Source organism: Limnoraphis robusta CS-951, assembly GCF_000972705.2.
Window position 1 is genome coordinate 1 of the sequence record NZ_LATL02000229.1, and the last position, 18,410, is coordinate 18,410.

Below are 18,410 nucleotides of genomic sequence, written 5' to 3' on the forward strand. Positions count from 1 at the left end.
GCCAGTAGAGTTATTATAGCATTTTTCCTGGCCTTATATCCCCATACCTAAAAGGTAGGGGCGTGTGCGGCAATTTTTGGTAATCTTCAGAATCTCCTCTACCTATTGGCTGAATTGTGTTAACTTTTTCCTATCTCCCGAGATAGATTCTTCATTCGGACGGTAGAAATTAGATGTTATTTCTTCAGATCGTCATTGTTTTTGTTATGATTAGACACAAACTTAAAGCCAGATCAATAAGATTTTATATCCTATCACTTAATATCCTCAAAACATCGGAGTATTTTTTTTATGCTTGATTCAGCTTGTTTGATTTTTAATCCCGTTGCAGGTCAAAGCGATCCCGATCAAGATCTCTGCGAAATTAAACGTCACTTGAAACCTCATATTCATTTAGATATTCAGTTTACCACTGAAGACATATCTGCTCAACAATTAGCCCAAGAAGCCCTCGAACGAAATGTAGAATGTTTGATTGCTTCAGGAGGAGATGGTACCGTTTCTCAAGTTGCGGGAGTTTTAGTTGAAAGCGATATTTCTTTAGGAATTATTGCCCGAGGAACTGCAAATGCGTTTGCAAATGCTCTCAATATTCCTCAAGATATAGAAGGAGCTTGCAAAGTCATTTTAGCCGGAAAACAGCGAGTTGTTGATATGGGAAGATGCGAAGGAAAACCCATGATGCTCTTAGCGGGTGTGGGTTTAGAAGCAGGTATGATTGAAGATGCAAATCGAAAAGCCAAAAATCGCTTCGGAGTATTAGCTTACTATATTGCAGCGTTCAAGCAGTGGAAAGGTTTTAAAACATTTTACGCTCAACTCGAAACCCAGGATCGAATTATCGAGGTTGAAGCAACAGCAATTACCATTGCAAATGTTGCCCCCGCTTCTTCTATTTTAGCTCAAGGCCCGGCGGGGATTATTGTTGATGATGGACTCTTAGATGTAACAATTTTTTCCCCTAAAAATCGTTGGAAAGCCGTAGGAGCATCTTATCATTTACTGCTGTCTGCTCTCGCTGAAGATAATGCTACACGAAACGATATTGGCTACTTCCGAACCCAACGAATTCGAGTCAGTACCGATCCCCCCCAAAAGGTGGCTGTAGATGGAGAAGTGGTCGGACAAACTCCTGTTGAAATCGAGTGTATTCCTGGCAAACTCAACATCATTGTTCCTGATAAATTCTCATCAGAACAACCTGAAAAATTGCAAGGATTACCGGGATTAAAAATTAAATCCAAGACAGGTGAACCTCAAAATCAAGTTCAAACTCAACAAAAAGAGGAGAAAAGTAATATAGATGTTTTGATTGTAGATTATCGACTTCCCGATTAAACTTTTAAAAATATTGAAGTCTATCGCCCATAAACCAACAGTTGATGAAACAAAAGACAAAAAAAATTACTTCTCAGATTTTAACTCGGCTTTTCTCACTGGTTAGTAGTGGATTAATTTTATCTGCTCTATCACTCTGGGTTTTCTTTGAAATTGCTGAGGAAGTGCTTGAACAAGAGACTAAAGCGTTAGATACAGCAATTCTTCAGCATTTTCAATCCTGGCATACCCCTGTTTTAAACCAAATCTTTCGCGGTATTACTGTTTTAGGAAATCCAAATTTTTTAATTTTATTCACCGGGGTTGTCAGTTTGATTTTAATCCACTACAAACAAAAGGCTAAGTTAGGAATACTCGCAATTGCTTCGGGAGGAGCAATGGGTTTAAATTACTGGCTAAAAGTTCTATTTTCTCGCTCTCGTCCTCAACTTTGGCAACAAATTGTGGATGTAAAATTCAAAAGTTTTCCGAGCGGTCATGCGATGATTTCATTAGTCGTCTATGGTATCGTTAGCTACTACTTAATCACTCAATTTAAAGCTTCGTCAAAAGTTATTATTACCCTAACGAGTCTTTTAATTTTCATCATCGGACTCAGCCGCTTGTATTTAGGTGTTCACTGGCCGACTGATATTATAGCAGGATATGCAGCCGGATTAGTATGGTTAACTGCTTGTATTTTTAGCCTAAAACTAGCAGAAAAAAGATTTAATTTATAGTCTTATAATTATTTAAATATAGGTTACACGATCAAGTTCTTACCCGTCAGCCGTCAGAGGAGGAATCTTGAGAGCAGTTATTGCTGATACAGGCCCTCTTTATGCAGCATTTGATCCAAGCGATCAGTATCATATTCAGTCCCAAGCAGAGCTACAAAGACTCGCTCAAGAAAGTCTAGAGGTTATTATTCTTTATCCTACTGTTTAAAGAATTACTTTATTTGATGCTGTTACTGCTGTTGTTGCTGTTCGCTTAAACTTGCCTGTTTGGACGTATGATTATCATTTTGATGTCATGCAAGTTCAGGTTTGGCGTTAGATCTTGCGGTTACTCGAACGTTACTTTAACACAGTTCTTTAACATTTATGCGATCGCTTAACAGTAGGGTGGGTGACAGCAAAAAATTGGCGATCTCAACAATTAAGTCATTGGTTGTCACCCACCCTCGTCTTTCTCTTGCAGAATTGAAATACAACTTTAGTAGGTATCATCATTACTGGTAATGATATTTGCATGAAGCGATGATAATTTCGTTATCTGTTACTTGATAAACTAAGCGATGCTCATCGTTGATGCGCCTTGACCAAAATCCACTGAGTTCATATTTTAAAGGTTCTGGTTTACCCAAACCCTCAAAAGGAGAGCGATCAATATCCTGAATTAACTTAATAATTTTTCCATAGAGCTTTTTATCCTGAGTAGCCCATGCGTTAAAATCTTCAAAGGCTGATGCTTCAAAGACGATTTTTTTCTCATGTCAGATCATCGCTATTAAATTCAACCAGATTCTCTCTTTTCTTAATATTATCTACGGCTTTGAGCAATTTTTCTCGATTAGCTGGAGACTTTAATAAGTATGAAGTTTCATCAATCTCCGAAACAATGATTTCAATTTCTTGATCTCGAAATGTGGCTTTCAACTCGGTCAAAAAACGATCATCTAAGTCGTTAGCCTTAACTTTGTAGACTTTTTGCATCTTTCAAACTTCACCGACTCCAACCTTAGTTTAACACAGTTATTTCACATTTCAGCGATCGCCTCAAACTCCAGTAATATTGAAACTGGAAGCAACTCTAATATAATTTATGGAAGCACAACCGAGGGAAATTCGACGTTATATTAAAGTTGATGGTAAAATTCCGTTTAGTGAATGGATAGATTCATTGCAAGATAGGAAAGCTAGACTTAAAATAAAGTTGAGGCTTGACCGAGTTGAAGAAGGTAATCTCGGTGATTATCGCTCTGTTGGCGAAGGAGTATTTGAACTCAGGCTAAACTATGGCCCTGGATATCGCATCTACTTTGGACAAGTCGGGTTAACAATTATCCTTCTGCTCTGTGGCGGAGATAAAAAGACCCAAGTAACAGATATTCAAACTGCTAAGAAGTATTGGAGAGACTACAATGCAAGAAATACAAGTTCCAACCAGTGATAGTTACCACGATTATCTAATTGAATCTCTGAAAGATTCTGAAGAAGCCGCAGGTTATATAGAAGTTTCTTTAGAAGAAGGGGGCGATGAACCTTATCTTTTAAGAAAGGTTTTGAGAAATGTAATTGAAGCACAAATTAAAATGAATAATCTCTCAGAGTCAGCCAAGCAAAATTATGAAAAGCTCGATCAAGTTTTAGCAGAAAGTGGCGGAACTGAAATTTATACTTTTGTAGAACTGTTGAATGCTTTGGGTTTTGAGTTGTCTGTCAAGGTCAAAGAATAATTAATGCGATCGCTCCGAACAGATTATAATAGATAGTGCCGTTCAAAAGCTAAATTTTGTCTCACGATTTGGAGAACAATATGCACCCCCTTAAAAAAAGACTAATTTTGGATGAAAAAATGCGCCCAGTTGGTGTTATTATTGATTATCACGATTGGCAGAAAATTGAGAAATTTCTAGAACAGAGTCATTTTTTCGAGCAGGAACAGTCTGATTTATCAAAATTTTCAGGAGTGATTAAATTAACTCAAGACCCTCTAGAATATCAGCATCAAGTTCGGGATGAATGGTAATGACAGATTTTTCTGCTAAGTCTGGTTCGGCTTGAAAACAACCAACAAACGGACTTTGCTTTAACTTTGCTAAAGGATCGGCTTGTTGTTGCAATTGCTGATAGTGTATTTCAATGGAAGACTGAATCACCTCTAATACATCTTGCTCGGTTTGTTGTTGAATGTTGGCTAATTTTCTAGCCATTTCAACATCTTCGCTGAATTTCTATTTTCATTGGCGATCGCTCCCAAAACCCATCACATTTATTATATCTTAATCTAACGTTTATTTTACACAAGTTTTTCACATTTCAGCGATCGCCTCTCGCTCAGGTAACGAAGTTAACAGGGTGACAATTAGGTATGGTTTATGCTGTAATTAGATTATGCTGAGAGTGAGTAATTAAGCTAAATGGCAACTAGACTAATTGAATTAGAAGATGGGATTTTAGTCGAGGCTGAAGTCCCAGAAGATGAAGCGCAGCCCATTTCAACGAATGTGGTGAAGGAAGTAAAATCCAGTTTTGAGAAAGTTAAGCCTATTTTAGTTAGTATCAGTCGCCCCATTGCTGAAGCTTGGAAAGAAATCAATAAAGATATGGAGATTGAGCAAGCTGAGGTTGAAGTAGCTTTTAATTTCGAGGGTGAAGGAAATATATATATTACAAAAGCAAAAACGGGTGCAAATCTTAAAGTTAAGCTGGTGTTAAAGCCCAAGCAGTAATGGAATGAATACGGGGCTAGAGAATTCTGTCGTTTTAATCACCAGTACCAAGAAGGACAATGTAATTGGTACTGGTTTTGCTATTCATCGAGATCAGGATCAAACATATCTAGTTACCTGCGCTCATGTTATCAAGGATGTGGGTGGTGAGGATAGTGTACTGGTTAATGGCATTCCTGCAAAAGTTTTGGCATTGGGAGATGTCCAAGGCTTTGACTTAGCTATTCTACAAGCTGAGGGACTTTCAAACTTGCCTTTATTACATCTAATAACTTTATCAGGTGAGGAGAAAAGAACTATTAAGATAGCAGGTTACTATCTTTACAGTGGAAATAAACAACACTCTTGTAAAACTATAGAAGGAATTTGCTCTGAAACAGGTGAAGTAGTTCAACTAATAGAAAAGTCTCTAGAACGGGCTGCTGTTTTAGAGTTGCGGATGAGTCAAGAGAATCAACTCCAAGCAGGTTATAGCGGTTCACCTGTTATCGATCAAGAAACGAGCCGTGTTTTAGGTGTAGTCACTCATATGGAAAAAGAGGGTAAAATCGGACGAGCGATTTCTATAGCAGCATTGCTCAAAATTCGTGAAATGCCGTCCTTGTCTTTTCCATTAGAAGTTAGTATGGCATCCACAGGTGATGGAAGCCAAAGTTCATCTAACTTAAATGCTAGAATAAAAACTGTAGAAACTCATATCTTTTCGGGAACCAAAGTGTTAGAAGAAATAAAAAAATTACCCAGTTGGGTTAAAGCTATTTTTGCTTTTATAATTATGGTTAGTGGAGTTTCTGGCTGGGACTATATCCAAGCTAACCCAAACGAGAGTGTTCAAGTTAATCAAGATTCTCCAGACTTAGAATATCAAAGGATAGGGGTTACTGTTCGTAATCGTGAGAATGCTCAACCCGTTGAAAACGTGACGGTTCAAATTATTTTCGATGGCCCGCCCGTTCAAAAAATGACAGATAGAAATGGATATTTTGAAATAGAAGTTCCAGCTAGAGAAACAGCACAGGTTACTTTAACAAAAGCAGGGTTCAAAACGGCAACAGAGACTGTTGGTTTAAAAGTAGATCCTGACAAGACTAAATTAATCTATCTAGATCCTGAGAATTAATGTATCTTTATAAAGTAAGTGTGTATGTCCTCTAATTCTAAAATTTGGCAAGAGATCAAAGAACGATTTGAATTTTTTTTAATACTTGCTGCGCTTTGTGGTTGCGGTTACTTAACATGGTATCAATTGATTTGGCTAATTTTCATGTTGATTTTTGGTGGTGTCTCGGCTGCAATGATTCCATTATACAATATTGCACAAGACAAGCTAAAGAACACTACAAACCTAGATGAATTTGAATTAAATAAGCTGGAAAAGATATTACAGGAAGCTGAAAATATTTTATCTAAGTACGAAAATTCACAATCTAAATCATTGATCAAGAACTCCGATCAAGCCATTAGACTTCGGAATTTAAAATCAACTATAAGTCACAATATTGAAGAAGCAAAAAAGGAATACAAACAGAAAAAGCGTCAACGAGAAGATAGAGAAATATATATTGAAGAACAACAAAAAGAGAAAGGTTTTACTTGTGGAGTTCCACCCAATGAGAATAATGAATGTCCTCCTGGGTATCCTATTCGAGTAACTGAGAATCTACCCAAAGATGATCCACGTCGAGGAATATACTATACACCAGAAGATCAACGATACTACAAATCAGTTACTTGGTGTTTTAAAAATAAAAAAGAAGCTGAAGAAAATAATTTTGAGCCTCCTAAGAATCGAAAAAAATATCGCGATAAATTTTAATTTCAATATAGAGATAATCCTATATCACCCATTGTTAATTAGGGACACAACATTATTGTCATGCCCCTAACTAATATTCTACTCGTTACTGAACCCTTCTATCGGCGCGAACCCTTGACGTTGAATATTCTCAGTTATCGTCCGAGGTTCGAGGAATTGTAACAAATAATCCGGCCCTCCTGCTTTGGAACCAACACCGGAAAGTTTAAACCCTCCGAACGGTTGACGGGAAACAATTGCGCCCGTAATTCCTCGGTTAATGTACAAATTCCCCACTTCAAAATCGGCTTTTGCTTGGGCAATATGAGACGGAGTTCGAGAATACAAACCGCCTGTTAAAGCAAAGTTTGTACCGTTGGCAATATTAATCGCTTCCTCAAAATTCGCCGCTTTAATCACCGCTAAAACTGGCCCAAAAATCTCCTCTTGGGCAATTTTTGCCGTCGGTGAAACGTTCACAAATACCGTTGGCGGAACAAAATATCCCGTTTCTGGTGCGGGAACTTGAATGGCGAGTTCCGCTTCTTGTTTGCCAATTTCAATGTATTCTAAAATCCGTTTTTGAGCATTAGCATCAATTACCGGACCAACAAACGTGCTAGGATGAACAGCATCACCCACATTAAGCGATCGCACTGCTTCGGTTAAACGGCTAACAAACGCCTCATAAACGGGTTCTAAAACCACCACCCGAGAACAAGCCGAACACTTCTGACCACTGTAGCCAAACGCCGAATAAACGACACCTGCAACCGCCTGATCTAAGTCCGCACTTTCATCAACAATAATCGCATTTTTTCCGCCCATTTCTGCAATAACACGCTTGAGATGTTTTTGTCCGGGACGCAACACCGCAGCTTCGGCGTAAATGCGAGAACCAACCTCTTGAGAACCCGTGAAGGTAATCATGTGAACGTCGGGATGTTTCACCAGATGAGAACCCACCGTTGAACCCTTGCAGGGAATATATTGAAATACCCCGTTTGGTATCCCCGCATCAACTAAAACTTCGGCAATTTTCGCAGCAATTACTGATGAAACTTCCGCAGGTTTTAACAGCGTACAATTTCCCGTTACTAACGATGCAACCGTCATCCCAACAGGAATAGCGAGGGGAAAATTCCAGGGCGAAATCACAACAGAAATCCCACGCGGTTGATAATGATAACGATCCGTTTCTCCGGCGGTATCATAAATATATCCCTGATCTAAGCGTTCCATTTCATCAGCATAATAGCGACAAAAATCAATCGCTTCAGAGACTTCCGCATCGCACTGATGCAACGCTTTTCCGACTTCATAAACCATCCAAGCGCACAACTCGTGGCGGCGTTGTTCCATCAATTCTGCGGCTTTGCGTAACACCCCCGCACGTTGACGAACCGGTGTCCGTTTCCAAGCCGGAAATGCGGCTTTAGCAGCTTCTAATGCTTGGTCGGCTTGTGCAATACTAATTAACCCAATTTTTCCGACAATTTCTGAGGGATTAGAAGGGTTAACAGAATCAACAATGGTTTCGGTTTGTTCCCGTTTTCCGTTAATTAAAGGGAGATAAGTTTGACCCAATTGTTGACGAACGGTTTCCAACGCTCGAAAGGCTTTATCCCGTTGAACGGTGTCTGCATAATCACTATCCGGCGCATTGGGAAATACAGGTTTCCAAGTGTCTTTAATATTGCTTTCGGTGTTGGGTTTGGGCGGCGCTAACAGTTCTTCTAAGGGTCGATTTTCTGAACTTTGACGCAGGAATGAACTATTAGCAGTATTCTCCAACAAACGGCGAATTAAGTAAGACATTCCCGGTAATAAATCACCGTAGGGACAATACATTCGCACCCGATATCCTTCTTTGGCTAAAGCTTTTGCTAATTGGTCGCCCATGCCATATAATACCTGCATTTCAAAGGCGCGACGGGGAACATTTAACGTTTGAGCGATCGCAATAGCTTTAGCTTGAGAACGAACGTTATGGCTACCAATTGCCGAATAGATGTATTGATGATTTTCTAACATCAATTGGGTCAATTCTTCATAGTTCGCATCGGTTGCCGCTTTATCATTATAAACCGGTTGGGGCCAGTCATTTTGCATGGCTTTGATGGTTTCTTGGTCCCAATACGCGCCTTTCACCAGCCGCACCGTTACGGGATTTCCGCGCAATTTTGCCCATTCGATGATGCCTTCTAAATCTTTTTTGGAATCTCGCAAATAGGCTTGAACCGTCATCCCGATATCGGTACGACTGCGAAATTCTTCTTCCATCAACAGATTTTTTAAAATGCTGTAGGTGAGATTTTTATAGGTGTATTGTTCCATATCAAAGTGAACCGCAGCGCCTAATTCTGCCGCCCGACGGAGTAAAATTCGGATACGTTCACTAACTTTTGCTTCGCTTCCTTTGGCGTCTAAAGGGTCAAATTGGGAATAAAAAGCGGTTAATTTAACAGACACTTGAACTTTGGAAATCGGTTGTCCGTCGGCTTCATCAATTTGAGGAATGGTTGACCATTTTTTCGCCGCTTCGCTGAGTTTTTCCATCAACTCTAAATAACTGTTGAGATAAGCCTGGGCTTCGGCTTCGGTAATAACAGCTTCTCCGAGTAAGTCAACGGTGAAAGCCAGTTTATCTTTCCGCAGTTTTTCTAAGGTGTTAATAACGTGAGGAATGGAGTCACCCGCGATGTATTTATGGGCGAGGGTTTCCACTGCGGGGGCGACGGTTGTTGCGGCTAATTTTCCCGGTACCGAGTCGGGGTTTGCAAAGTTGAGAAGTTTTTTTAAGGCGTCAGGAAGTTCGACTTCTTCTGTGGTAAGATATTCTTGCAGGTGAGCAGCGATTTCCGGTTTACTTCGCAGGGCGGGTAAACAGTCGATAAAATGGAATAACTGCACGCGCAGTCCGGGGTTCGCCATCGTCCAGTCAAGGAGTTTATCATCCCAACGCATTTGGTCTTGCAACTGTCCGAGAAATGAGCGCTTTTTCTCTTGCGTTGCGGCGAGGAGTTGTTTAGCGATTTCTTGTGTTTTGGTTTCGTATGTGTCAGGAGCTTGTGCAACCACGGTTAATGTTTCTCCAACAATGATTCTAGATGAGTAACAAGGGAAAGAGACGGTTTACTAGCACTTTCTCTCTCCCTCGTTGGTGAATAGATTCTTTATTCTATTGTACGTCGAAAGGGTCAATTATTTTTAACGTTTTAGAAAACAGAAGGCAATTGATTTATTTTTTCTTCAGTTAAATCAGAGGTAAAATCAGCCACCCTTTCTAAAATTGATTCTCTTGTGTTTTTTTTAACCCCTGAAGATTATAAGATTTCGACTGATTGAAAATATAACATTAATCACCCTGACGTTTTAAAGTCGGTTGTGGAATCAGTTTAAAATTGAATTCATTTTTGCCAACGAACGAACCGTCAGAATTTCATCTTCTCTCAAAGGTTCAACCGCAGAAATTGGAACAACAATCACTTGAATGGATTCTCCAATTGCATTAAAAACTTCTAAAACATAGCCATCTTATAATTGCGTTTGCAAGTTCTTTTACAGAGAGAAAATAATCGCTTGACTGAGATTAAATTGTTCATCATGTATTCAAAAAGGATGAGGATAGTTAGATTTTGCGGCTTCAGTGCGATGACGGCAAGTTAACTTAGCTTAAACTTTACTTAACCTGCGAAATCCGGGCTTCAGGGTCTCTATAACTCAGGATAGAGTCGGGAAATAACTGTATATGGGCGTTTTTGCTGATCGTGACTCCCCTCAACCGAAGGTTAACAGAGGATAACCTGCGGGTTAACTGCGTTATATTGCTATAAGTGCCTAAAACCCTGGCTATTTCGTTAAAATTTCTATCTTAGGGAGGATATATTTTTAATTTAGGTTAAAAATAAGTTAAACTCTGGTTATAAGTTAACTGGGTTAAATTCCTACAAAACAAGGATTGGCTTACAGTTGTCAATCCCTTCATTTGTTCACTTTCAATTTTGAAAAATGAAAGTTAATTTTCACGTGTCTAATTTCAGAAAAGTTGTCCCTAATCAAACCGTTTTCAACTTATTGAAGTTCTATCTTCCCTTCTTTTTGATCTTGTTGGTTTCAGGTTTACAAAATGCAGTTCCGGTTCATATCTTAACGCGCGATGTTTTTGCTGACAAAAATACTCCACCTTATACGGGATTAATTTCTAACCTGGGAGTTTTGGTTTTGTGTTGTAGTGCAGCGGTTTGTCTGTTTACATTTTTTCTACTTCAACCCACAACAGGACAGGCAAAAAAAATAAAAAATTGTCTAGGTTATTTTGGATTAATTTCAGCTTGGATGATGATTGATGACTTTTTTATGCTGCATGATGAAGTGATGCCGCTTTACTTAGGTATTCCTGAAAAACTGGTTATTCTCCTCACATTAACTTGGGTGTTTTTTCATGTGGTTTACTTTAGAACTATTATTTTAAAATCAACTAACTTTAAACTTCTCGGATTAGCTTTTTTATTTTTAGGATTTTCATTATTCATCGATATTCTACCCGGTGAAATTGATTATGTTGGAAATGAAAGCAATCTCTTTTTCCTCCTCGAAGATGGCAGTAAGTTAATGGGAATTGCGACTTGGTGTTTTTATCTATTTAGCACTTGCTCTCAACAAATTTTGTTGTCTCAGAGGCGATACTTATCCCAACATTAACATCAGACATTCAGGATTCGGAACTTTCTTAAAGGGAATTTCGGATATCCTGAATCACCTCTAAGGCTGTTTTTTGTGTCTGAATATCGCCTTTTTGACCTAATAAATCTGCCGCTTTTTGTAAATCTTCAATCGCTTTTATACTCTCTCCCTGTTGATAATAAATAAATCCCCGATCTAAATAAGCTTGGGAATAATTGGGATTGAGTTGAATCGCTTTATTATAATCTGCCAACGCTTTGGGTGCATTTCCCGCTTGCAAATATTCATCAGCGCGATAATAGTAAGCATCTGCATTATTTGGTGCCAGTTGAATCGCTTTATCGTAATTGGCGATCGCTGAAGCATGACTGTTTAATTCGGAATAAGCAAAACCTCGGTTGAGATAAGCTTCTATTTGTCCCGGATTAAGATTAATCGCTTCATTCAGGGTGGTAATCGCTTCTTGATAATCACCCGACTCCATTAATTTCATCGCCTGATTATTCAGCTTAACCGCTTGTTTTGCTTTCTCATAATATTGATTAACAACGTCATAATTTTTCTGATAATCTTGCAGTTTAGCTTGAGCAGCAGCAAATTCCGGGCTATCTTCAGGAATCTTAATCAGTTGACTCATAGCTTGTTGCCATTTTTGCTGTGCTTCTTGCCAAACTTCTGCTGAATGAGGGGGATTTTGGACTAACTTTGCGGCTTCCCAAGCCTGTTTTTTCGCGGCTTCTATACCCTGTTGTCCTTCGGCTTTTTGTTGCAATTTCCGTTCAATTTCATCGAGTTTAGCAGAATATTGATCGAGATTTTCAGTCACCGCTTGCGGTGCGGGAGCAACAACCGGTAAAGTCGGTATATTATCTAAAGTCAGTAAAGCAGATTCGATTTGCTGTTGAGCATTTTTAAGCTGTTCCGGCTGAGAAATTTGATTGAGATCTCCGAGGTTTTCTACCTGGGTTTCTGCTTTGGCAATCACTTGACTCTGCACAGATTTTGTGCGCCAAACCCAACCCAACGAACCCAAGATAATAATACTTAAAGCCACAATCAGCGTTTTAGCGTCTTTCATCATCCATACCCTTCAATGTTTATTAATTGTAGGAATATTGAGGTTAAACGTCTAGCCCATTACTTATGAGATTTTTGGGATAGGAAAATTCACCACCAAGACACCAAGACACGAAGATTTGTTCTTGGTGTTCTTTGTGTTTTTTTAATGAAGTGAGTGATAACTGTAAGCCTGGGAATACCCCCGGTGAGACGTTTGAGCAACTTTCAGACGGGGTAGAATCTTAACGCGGTCAGCCGGAACTCCTGTACTGTAATCAAAGATTACAGCGTCGGCAGGATGGCAGTTTTGTGAACTTGACTCCTCGTTTGGATTTGTCACTGTTGTTTTTTTGAGGATTTAACGTCAATACTATACTACAGAACAGGTACGAAACCCTCAAGGGCATTCGTTGACTTTCATCCACTGCTTCAAAACGGTGGTTCTCAGTCAAAGTTTTGTAGATCGCAAGAAGGAGAAATGTTTCGTGAATGCGGCTGAACAAGCAAATAACGTTGAAGTGGCGAGCAAAATTGCATCCGTAGTCAATTTATTCAAAGCGCAGTTTCCCGATGTTAGAGTCGATCTTAAACCCTGGATGAACGATCCAGACACACGAGAATGGGTTGATCCTGACTCCATTGATATTGGCTTCCATTTTCCCGGAAGAAGCCGTTTAATGCAAAGTCGTTGCATTCTTATTCAAATTCGCTTCTATCAAGATCCCTTAGAAGGAGAGCGGCGTGCGATCGGAGTTGAAGCGGCGGGATATGATCACTCAGGACAACAGTGGAAAGTCTCAACGATAGATAATTGGAGTTTTCAGGGAGCAACTCAACCCACTTCAGAAGCCGCCGATCAGCTCAAACTGTTTTGTCGTCAGGTTTTCGAGTTATTTAATGGTGCCAACTGAACTTGAATTTTGTTAACGAGGAGAATTTTGTGATCAATTCCGTTTCCTATCCGAGTCTCTATCAAGTCAATACTCGTGTTCGACTCAGACAACTTTCTAATCAATTAAATTGTCCGGCTACCTTAGATGATATTCCCGACACTGAACTCGATGAATGGGTAAACCTCGGGTTTAATTGGATTTACTTTTTAGGAGTTTGGGAAACAGGACTTTTAGGGCGAAATGTTTCTCGTTCTCACCCCGGTTGGCGCAGAGAATACGAAGAACTGTTGAGTGATTTACAGGAAGATGATATCTGTGGCTCTTGTTTTGCCATTACTCGTTATCGCGTTAGCGAACTTCTCGGAGGTAATGAAGCTTTACTACGACTGCGGAAACGTCTTCAGCAACGCGGACTCAAACTGATGCTGGATTTTGTTCCTAATCATACCGCACTCGATTGTCCTTGGGTGGAGGAACACCCGGATTTTTATATTCAAGGAACTCTCAGTGATCTCGAACAAGAACCGCTCAATTATGTGCAGATTCCTGTAGCTGGAAAAAACCCCGTTTTTGCTCACGGACGCGATCCCTATTTTCCCGGTTGGCCGGATACTTTGCAACTCAATTATCACAATCCGGCTGTTCTTAAAGCAATGTTAGCAGAGTTATTAAAAGTTGCTCAACTTTGTGATGGGGTTCGCTGTGATATGGCGATGTTAATTCTTCCTGAAATCTTTCAACGGACTTGGGGAATGACTTCCGAATTATTTTGGCCAGAAGCCATTCATCAGGTGCGAAAGCAACATCAAGATTTTGTGTTTATGGCAGAAGTTTATTGGAATATGGAATGGAGGCTACAACAACAAGGATTTGATTTTACTTATGATAAAAAACTCTATGATCGCTTAATCGGTCAACAGACTGATCTGGTGTTAGAACATTTGTGGGCTGATGTTAATTATCAAAGTAAATTAGTCCGGTTTCTTGAAAATCACGATGAACCTCGAGCAGCTTCAACCTTCCCCCCTAGTGTTCATCAAGCTGCTGCTATTTTAACTTATCTTTGTCCGGGTTTACGCTTTTTTCACGAAGGACAATTACAGGGTTGGGCTAAGAAAATATCGGTTCATTTAGGTCGAAGTTTGGAACAATTAACTGATCCAAATTTAGCCTCTTTTTATCATCAGTTATTAGCTTGTTTACGTTTACCTGTTGTACAGAGTGGCAACTGGCAATTGCTTAATTATAAGCCAGCTTGGACCGAGAATTGGACTTGGAAGAACTTCACGGCTTTTACTTGGCAAGGAGATGAAAAACGCTTATTAATTGTTGTTAATTATTCGGCTTATCCCAGCCAATGTTATCTACAACTTTCTTTTGATGATTTACAAAATAGAACCTGTCAACTCAAAGACTTAATGAGTGAGGCTTCTTATGAACGTCAAGGAAATGAATTATTGTCATCGGGTTTATACTTAGATTTACCTGCTTGGGGTTATCATGTTTTTGATTTGACTATCTAACTTAACGGGCGGGACTGGTTATTCAATTCAAAATTCTATTCAGAAAAAAACTCAATCAACCCGCCCCGACAAGAGTGACTATAAGAAACCAAATCTTTGAAAAATCCGAGTTTTTAAGTTTTAGCCGGATTTATTGGATTGATCAGTGAAATCGTTTATAGACTCGCAGGAGTTTGAAATTTTCTTTAATTTATCCTATTTTCGGTGATCAGTTATGTTCTTTTGTCCTCAACATTTAACAACTCTAGTCGCCTCTAATTTTCCCGATGCGTTGTTTTACAAACCCACAGTTAATCCGATGATTGCTTTAACGATTGATGATGTGGGTGATCAATCAACTCAACTCATTCTTGATGAAATTTTTAGTCACAACCAAAAAATAACCGGGGTTGAAAAGCAAGTCAAAGCTACATTTTTTATCACGACCAGCTATCTTCAGGGAAAGCAAGATGCGATAAAAAATATATTAGAACAAAACCATGAAATCGGCAATCATGGAGTCTTTGACCGCACTCATGCTGACTTAAACCCTCGGGAATTTGAAGAAGAATTATGGAAAGCCCATCAAGAATTAACTCAAAACACAGAAGCCCAGATTAAATGGTTTAGACCAGCGCGAGGTCGTTACAACCCAACAATGGTTAAATCTCTGCATCATCTCGCACAAACTGAAGGATATAATCGTCAATTTGCCCTCGCTTCGATGATTCCTCTCGATACCTTTGCATTCACAGAAAATCCACTATTTTCAGCCCAATATATCGCTAGATTTATATTTCCTGGGGCGATTTTGGTACTGCATGGCGGTTCAGTACAACGGTCTAATAACACCGTTCTCGCCTTAAAGAAGATCTTGCTTGAATTGAGTCAAAAGAATTACCGAGTTGTCAGCTTGACTGAGCTTTTTAATCAAGTTTAATCTCATCTCAGTAATTAGAGTAACCATGTACTTTGAGAAAAGTCATCAGAAGAAGTTTTCGGCTGATTTTGAACATGATCAGGGCGACGAATTAACTGCGGAAGTTGGGCTTTTTGAACGGGTTGAGCTTGAGGTTTTTGATGAGCTTTTAGCTGTTCCTTTTCCGTTTTGATAGCTTCTAATTCTGCCATCAGCTTGGCGTTGTTTTCGGAGAGTTGAAAAGCCGCTTTTTGAGCCTTTTCGAGTTCTTCAGTAACATCATTGCGTTTAAGTTCTTCTTGAAGTTGAGCAATTAATTTAACTTTTTCCTCAACTTCAGACTGTAGATGCAACACCTTCTCTTGTAAACTTTGTTCGTTCTCCCGAGACATTTCTAAAGCTGATGTTAATTCAGTGATCTCAGATGTTAATTCAGTGATCTGAACTTCGAGATCCGCTTTAGTCGGGTTCTTGCGTCGCTGAGGAGTTTCAGTCCCTTCTTCTTGAACTTCGGTAGAGACAACTTCTGCTTCTACGGTTTGGACTTCTGACTCGTTAACTTTCTGAGCTTCCTCTTTGACCATATTTCCTAGACTTTGTTTAGCCATGATGTTCTCCTCCGCTTTTATAATGGTAGGGTGGCTCGGTGGCTCCAGTTCGTCTTTCTAAACATTTTGGCGATGCCACTCAAGAGTTGACACTATCGTTCAATCTCAGTTTACCGTCTCAGCGTCAGAGTTGAGCCAGTCACAGCTCATCAATTCTCTGTAGAGTTCTCCGAGAGCAACATCTGCTCGAAAAATATCTGCGAAATAAGCTCTAGAGATTGCACATCTGAGAAAATCTGTGCTATAGTTATAACTTGTTCGGACGCATAGCTCAGTTGGTTAGAGCGCCACGTTGACATCGTGGAGGCCACAGGTTCGAGTCCTGTTGTGTCCATTAACCCCAAACCCTTACAAAACGGGGGTTTTCAGGTCTACAATTGATGCGATCGCGACTTGAATAGATTGCCACGCTTGTGGCCAGATGTGGTCAATAAGACCCCACAGCTTTTCGATTTTTAGGTGGGACTATATTTTTGCGATCTGTTAACAGGCTATGATGTCAAGACTCTGTATGAAAACTACGCAGGGTGTATTGAACCCTTGACCCCGACTTCCCGATTTTCTCAATCAATAAAGTACAAATTACCTCCTAAAAACCATGACCACTACTATCAGTACGCGATCGCGTAGCGTGGCGCGACTCCGTATCGCATACAAGCCCAAAACGGGGAAGAATTTTTGAAACTGAAGCTCCCCCGCAGCAACTTGAATATGAACAGAAACGCACCGAGTTGCGTCAACGGGCAACACATTTTGAGCGTTTGAAATTTAGAGAACGGCAACCTGATTATTCAAGAGAAAGATTGAGACATTGCACCAGTCTAGTATCAAGCAGATTGAACCAGCTTAATCAGTTTGTCAGCCAACGTTTTGACCATGAGGCGATTAGAAACGTCCTCACCCCGTTCTAGGTAGTGAACTCTTCCTTGAAGAATCGGAGACTTATTTTCAATCGTATCAGTATAACCTGAATAATCACTGTAAAGAATTGCAACAATAGATAAAGGATGATCAAGTTGAGTTTCGCAAAAGTTTTTCCAATCTCGAACTTCATCCTCAGTTTTTGCCAGAATGACAGCATGAGTCGCTTTAGACATGATGATTTGATTTTCCGGGGTGATTTTTCCCCCCACATCGAACAACAGTAGAGAGTTACTAATCCGTTCAATATCTCGGGCTTTTGAGAGGGCAAATTCTGGCGTAAACTTAGCTTTGTATTCAGTCTTTAATTGTCGAGCTAACTCAGAATTCTTCTGAGCCGTTTCATAGTAAAAAGAGCCGTCTCCATCTGGACATCCGGAAATCGTATAGAAATCTGTAGGTGCTTCAGGATGCAGCAAAATTGCTTGCTTTAAGCCCTCTTTTAAAACGGTTTTTCCACTATTGGCAGGGCCGCAAAGAACCACTTTGAACGCTGACTTTAACTGAGATCGAACATCGATACTGTGACCGACTGGATAATTCTGAGAATGACTAATCGTGACTACATATCGCTCTACTCCAATATCTCCGAGTTTCGGATCGCAAACGGCAATACTGGCGTATAAATCAGCAAGCTGATTGGCGATGACAAAACTAGCAAGAACGGTTGAACGTCCATTAATCTTTAATAATTTGCCGCCTCTCAACTCACCATTCGAGATCATCTGCCCTAAACGCTTTCCTACATCTCGAACGATTTGATCTCCATCGACTTTTAAGGTAGGATTAATACTGGTAGTCAGTACATCTTGTTCCCAATTAATGAAGAATGATGGCTCAGTCATAGAAGAATGAGAAATAAGCTCTACTTCTCCAGTTTGTAAATCAATCCGACTCCCTAGAGGATATTCGTTCCTACTGCTGTTGACAACCACATAAGCCTCTAGACGAGGATCACAAACTGCAACTGATCGATACAAATCAGCAACTTTATGTGCAACAGTGTAACAGGCTAAGACCGGAATTCGACCCGAAATTTTAAGCAAATTGCCGCCTCGGAGTTCACCGTTTGCGATCATCTGTTCAAGTTGAGACTCAACTTCTGCGACAATTTGATCGCCATCTGCCGGGATAGTCTCACCATTAGGAGTTTTGGCAAAATCAAGCTTCAAGACATCTTCGCAAAAATGGATGTGATAGGGTGTCATTGCTTTTGCAGAACTGTTAATAAACTCTATATACTTTGACATCAA

At 39.8% G+C, this 18,410-nt stretch carries 19 protein-coding genes and 1 tRNA gene; 13 read left to right on the forward strand and 7 right to left on the reverse strand.

Going from position 1 to position 18,410, the window contains the following annotated elements; translation table 11 throughout:
- Positions 1 to 291: 291 nt before the first annotated feature.
- The 3 genes from WN50_RS19355 (at position 292) to WN50_RS35425 (ending at position 2,265) form a co-directional block, all read left to right on the forward strand.
- Positions 292 to 1,338, forward strand: coding sequence for a YegS/Rv2252/BmrU family lipid kinase (locus tag WN50_RS19355; RefSeq protein WP_046277249.1), 1,047 nt, complete (start codon positions 292 to 294; stop codon positions 1,336 to 1,338).
- A gap of 44 nt (positions 1,339 to 1,382) precedes the next feature.
- The gene (locus WN50_RS19360) at positions 1,383 to 2,057 is read left to right on the forward strand and encodes a phosphatase PAP2 family protein (RefSeq protein WP_235441030.1); all 675 of its coding nucleotides are present in this window, start codon (positions 1,383 to 1,385) and stop codon (positions 2,055 to 2,057) included.
- Between the two features lie 67 nt (positions 2,058 to 2,124).
- Positions 2,125 to 2,265, forward strand: coding sequence for a PIN domain-containing protein (locus WN50_RS35425; RefSeq protein ID WP_200906318.1), 141 nt, complete (start codon positions 2,125 to 2,127; stop codon positions 2,263 to 2,265).
- Positions 2,266 to 2,551: 286 nt separating this feature from the next.
- On the opposite strand, the gene WN50_RS32490 is transcribed toward WN50_RS35425, so the two are convergent.
- Positions 2,552 to 2,803, reverse strand: a complete 252-nt coding sequence (locus WN50_RS32490; protein WP_072075612.1) for a Txe/YoeB family addiction module toxin — start codon at positions 2,801 to 2,803, stop codon at positions 2,552 to 2,554.
- Positions 2,804 to 2,810: 7 nt separating this feature from the next.
- Positions 2,811 to 3,035 carry a hypothetical protein gene (locus tag WN50_RS19365; RefSeq protein ID WP_046277250.1) on the reverse strand — a complete coding sequence of 75 codons (225 nt, stop codon included), beginning with the start codon at positions 3,033 to 3,035 and terminating at the stop codon, positions 2,811 to 2,813.
- 109 nt (positions 3,036 to 3,144) lie between these two features.
- Between WN50_RS19365 and WN50_RS19370 the strand changes: the two genes are divergently transcribed.
- Together WN50_RS19370 and WN50_RS19375 are read left to right on the forward strand one after the other, a co-directional pair.
- Positions 3,145 to 3,492: a type II toxin-antitoxin system RelE/ParE family toxin gene (locus WN50_RS19370; protein WP_046277251.1), complete on the forward strand. Its 348-nt coding sequence runs from the start codon at positions 3,145 to 3,147 to the stop codon at positions 3,490 to 3,492.
- Positions 3,464 to 3,778 (forward strand): helix-turn-helix domain-containing transcriptional regulator, encoded by a 315-nt coding sequence (locus tag WN50_RS19375; RefSeq protein ID WP_046277252.1) that lies wholly within the window; start codon positions 3,464 to 3,466, stop codon positions 3,776 to 3,778. Before WN50_RS19370 ends, WN50_RS19375 begins: the two co-directional genes overlap by 29 nt.
- Before the next feature lie 237 nt (positions 3,779 to 4,015).
- Here WN50_RS19375 and WN50_RS19380 read toward each other — a convergent pair whose 3' ends face one another.
- Positions 4,016 to 4,255, reverse strand: a complete 240-nt coding sequence (locus tag WN50_RS19380) for a hypothetical protein (protein ID WP_046277253.1) — start codon at positions 4,253 to 4,255, stop codon at positions 4,016 to 4,018.
- Positions 4,256 to 4,462: 207 nt separating this feature from the next.
- Between WN50_RS19380 and WN50_RS19385 the strand changes: the two genes are divergently transcribed.
- Genes WN50_RS19385 through WN50_RS19395 form a run of 3 tightly spaced genes read left to right on the forward strand, consistent with a single transcriptional unit; the run spans position 4,463 to position 6,590 of the window.
- A complete protein-coding gene (locus tag WN50_RS19385) occupies positions 4,463 to 4,774 on the forward strand; it encodes a CU044_2847 family protein (RefSeq protein ID WP_046277254.1) in 312 nt (103 codons plus the stop codon).
- Positions 4,775 to 4,778: 4 nt separating this feature from the next.
- Entirely contained in the window at positions 4,779 to 5,894 is a 1,116-nt protein-coding gene (locus WN50_RS19390) for a S1 family peptidase (protein WP_046277255.1), read from the forward strand.
- A 24-nt stretch (positions 5,895 to 5,918) separates the two neighbouring features.
- Complete coding sequence (locus tag WN50_RS19395; protein WP_046276917.1) at positions 5,919 to 6,590, forward strand: hypothetical protein; 672 nt, start codon at positions 5,919 to 5,921, stop codon at positions 6,588 to 6,590.
- 78 nt (positions 6,591 to 6,668) lie between these two features.
- Here the strand turns inward: WN50_RS19395 and pruA are convergent, their stop codons facing one another.
- Positions 6,669 to 9,650, reverse strand: coding sequence for an L-glutamate gamma-semialdehyde dehydrogenase (gene pruA, locus WN50_RS19400; RefSeq protein WP_046276916.1), 2,982 nt, complete (start codon positions 9,648 to 9,650; stop codon positions 6,669 to 6,671).
- Positions 9,651 to 10,580: 930 nt separating this feature from the next.
- Here pruA and WN50_RS19405 point away from each other — a divergent pair.
- Positions 10,581 to 11,273, forward strand: coding sequence for a hypothetical protein (locus tag WN50_RS19405; RefSeq protein WP_049560389.1), 693 nt, complete (start codon positions 10,581 to 10,583; stop codon positions 11,271 to 11,273).
- Positions 11,274 to 11,301: 28 nt separating this feature from the next.
- Here WN50_RS19405 and WN50_RS19410 read toward each other — a convergent pair whose 3' ends face one another.
- Positions 11,302 to 12,336 carry a tetratricopeptide repeat protein gene (locus WN50_RS19410; RefSeq protein ID WP_049560393.1) on the reverse strand — a complete coding sequence of 345 codons (1,035 nt, stop codon included), beginning with the start codon at positions 12,334 to 12,336 and terminating at the stop codon, positions 11,302 to 11,304.
- A 463-nt stretch (positions 12,337 to 12,799) separates the two neighbouring features.
- Here WN50_RS19410 and WN50_RS19415 point away from each other — a divergent pair, with 463 nt between their 5' ends.
- The 3 genes from WN50_RS19415 to WN50_RS19425 all read left to right on the forward strand — a co-directional run bounded on the left by WN50_RS19415 (position 12,800) and on the right by WN50_RS19425 (position 15,649).
- Entirely contained in the window at positions 12,800 to 13,225 is a 426-nt protein-coding gene (locus tag WN50_RS19415; protein ID WP_046276921.1) for a hypothetical protein, read from the forward strand.
- A 29-nt stretch (positions 13,226 to 13,254) separates the two neighbouring features.
- Positions 13,255 to 14,730 (forward strand): alpha-amylase family glycosyl hydrolase, encoded by a 1,476-nt coding sequence (locus WN50_RS19420; protein ID WP_235441032.1) that lies wholly within the window; start codon positions 13,255 to 13,257, stop codon positions 14,728 to 14,730.
- A gap of 214 nt (positions 14,731 to 14,944) precedes the next feature.
- The gene (locus WN50_RS19425) at positions 14,945 to 15,649 is read left to right on the forward strand and encodes a polysaccharide deacetylase family protein (protein WP_046276914.1); all 705 of its coding nucleotides are present in this window, start codon (positions 14,945 to 14,947) and stop codon (positions 15,647 to 15,649) included.
- A 14-nt stretch (positions 15,650 to 15,663) separates the two neighbouring features.
- On the opposite strand, the gene WN50_RS19430 is transcribed toward WN50_RS19425, so the two are convergent.
- Complete coding sequence (locus WN50_RS19430) at positions 15,664 to 16,236, reverse strand: hypothetical protein (protein WP_046276913.1); 573 nt, start codon at positions 16,234 to 16,236, stop codon at positions 15,664 to 15,666.
- Between the two features lie 260 nt (positions 16,237 to 16,496).
- On the opposite strand from WN50_RS19430, the gene WN50_RS19435 reads away from it, so the two are divergent.
- Positions 16,497 to 16,570: transfer RNA gene (locus WN50_RS19435), tRNA-Val, on the forward strand.
- A 493-nt stretch (positions 16,571 to 17,063) separates the two neighbouring features.
- Here WN50_RS19435 and WN50_RS19440 read toward each other — a convergent pair.
- Entirely contained in the window at positions 17,064 to 18,365 is a 1,302-nt protein-coding gene (locus WN50_RS19440; RefSeq protein WP_160315409.1) for a CRISPR-associated protein Csx3, read from the reverse strand.
- Positions 18,366 to 18,410 lie beyond the last annotated feature (45 nt).

Excerpts from the sequence above, each read along its gene's own strand:
- WN50_RS19355 (WP_046277249.1), top strand. The coding sequence starts at position 292 with ATGCTTGATTCAGCTTGTTTGATTTTTAATCCCGTTGCAGGTCAAAGC.
- WN50_RS19360 (WP_235441030.1), top strand. The coding sequence starts at position 1,383 with ATGAAACAAAAGACAAAAAAAATTACTTCTCAGATTTTAACTCGGCTT.
- WN50_RS19365 (WP_046277250.1), bottom strand. The coding sequence starts at position 3,035 with ATGCAAAAAGTCTACAAAGTTAAGGCTAACGACTTAGATGATCGTTTT.
- WN50_RS19370 (WP_046277251.1), top strand. The coding sequence starts at position 3,145 with ATGGAAGCACAACCGAGGGAAATTCGACGTTATATTAAAGTTGATGGT.
- WN50_RS19375 (WP_046277252.1), top strand. The coding sequence starts at position 3,464 with ATGCAAGAAATACAAGTTCCAACCAGTGATAGTTACCACGATTATCTA.
- WN50_RS19380 (WP_046277253.1), bottom strand. The coding sequence starts at position 4,255 with ATGGCTAGAAAATTAGCCAACATTCAACAACAAACCGAGCAAGATGTA.
- WN50_RS19385 (WP_046277254.1), top strand. The coding sequence starts at position 4,463 with ATGGCAACTAGACTAATTGAATTAGAAGATGGGATTTTAGTCGAGGCT.
- WN50_RS19390 (WP_046277255.1), top strand. The coding sequence starts at position 4,779 with ATGAATACGGGGCTAGAGAATTCTGTCGTTTTAATCACCAGTACCAAG.
- WN50_RS19395 (WP_046276917.1), top strand. The coding sequence starts at position 5,919 with ATGTCCTCTAATTCTAAAATTTGGCAAGAGATCAAAGAACGATTTGAA.
- WN50_RS19405 (WP_049560389.1), top strand. The coding sequence starts at position 10,581 with ATGAAAGTTAATTTTCACGTGTCTAATTTCAGAAAAGTTGTCCCTAAT.
- WN50_RS19410 (WP_049560393.1), bottom strand. The coding sequence starts at position 12,336 with ATGATGAAAGACGCTAAAACGCTGATTGTGGCTTTAAGTATTATTATC.
- WN50_RS19425 (WP_046276914.1), top strand. The coding sequence starts at position 14,945 with ATGTTCTTTTGTCCTCAACATTTAACAACTCTAGTCGCCTCTAATTTT.
- WN50_RS19430 (WP_046276913.1), bottom strand. The coding sequence starts at position 16,236 with ATGGCTAAACAAAGTCTAGGAAATATGGTCAAAGAGGAAGCTCAGAAA.
- WN50_RS19440 (WP_160315409.1), bottom strand. The coding sequence starts at position 18,365 with ATGACACCCTATCACATCCATTTTTGCGAAGATGTCTTGAAGCTTGAT.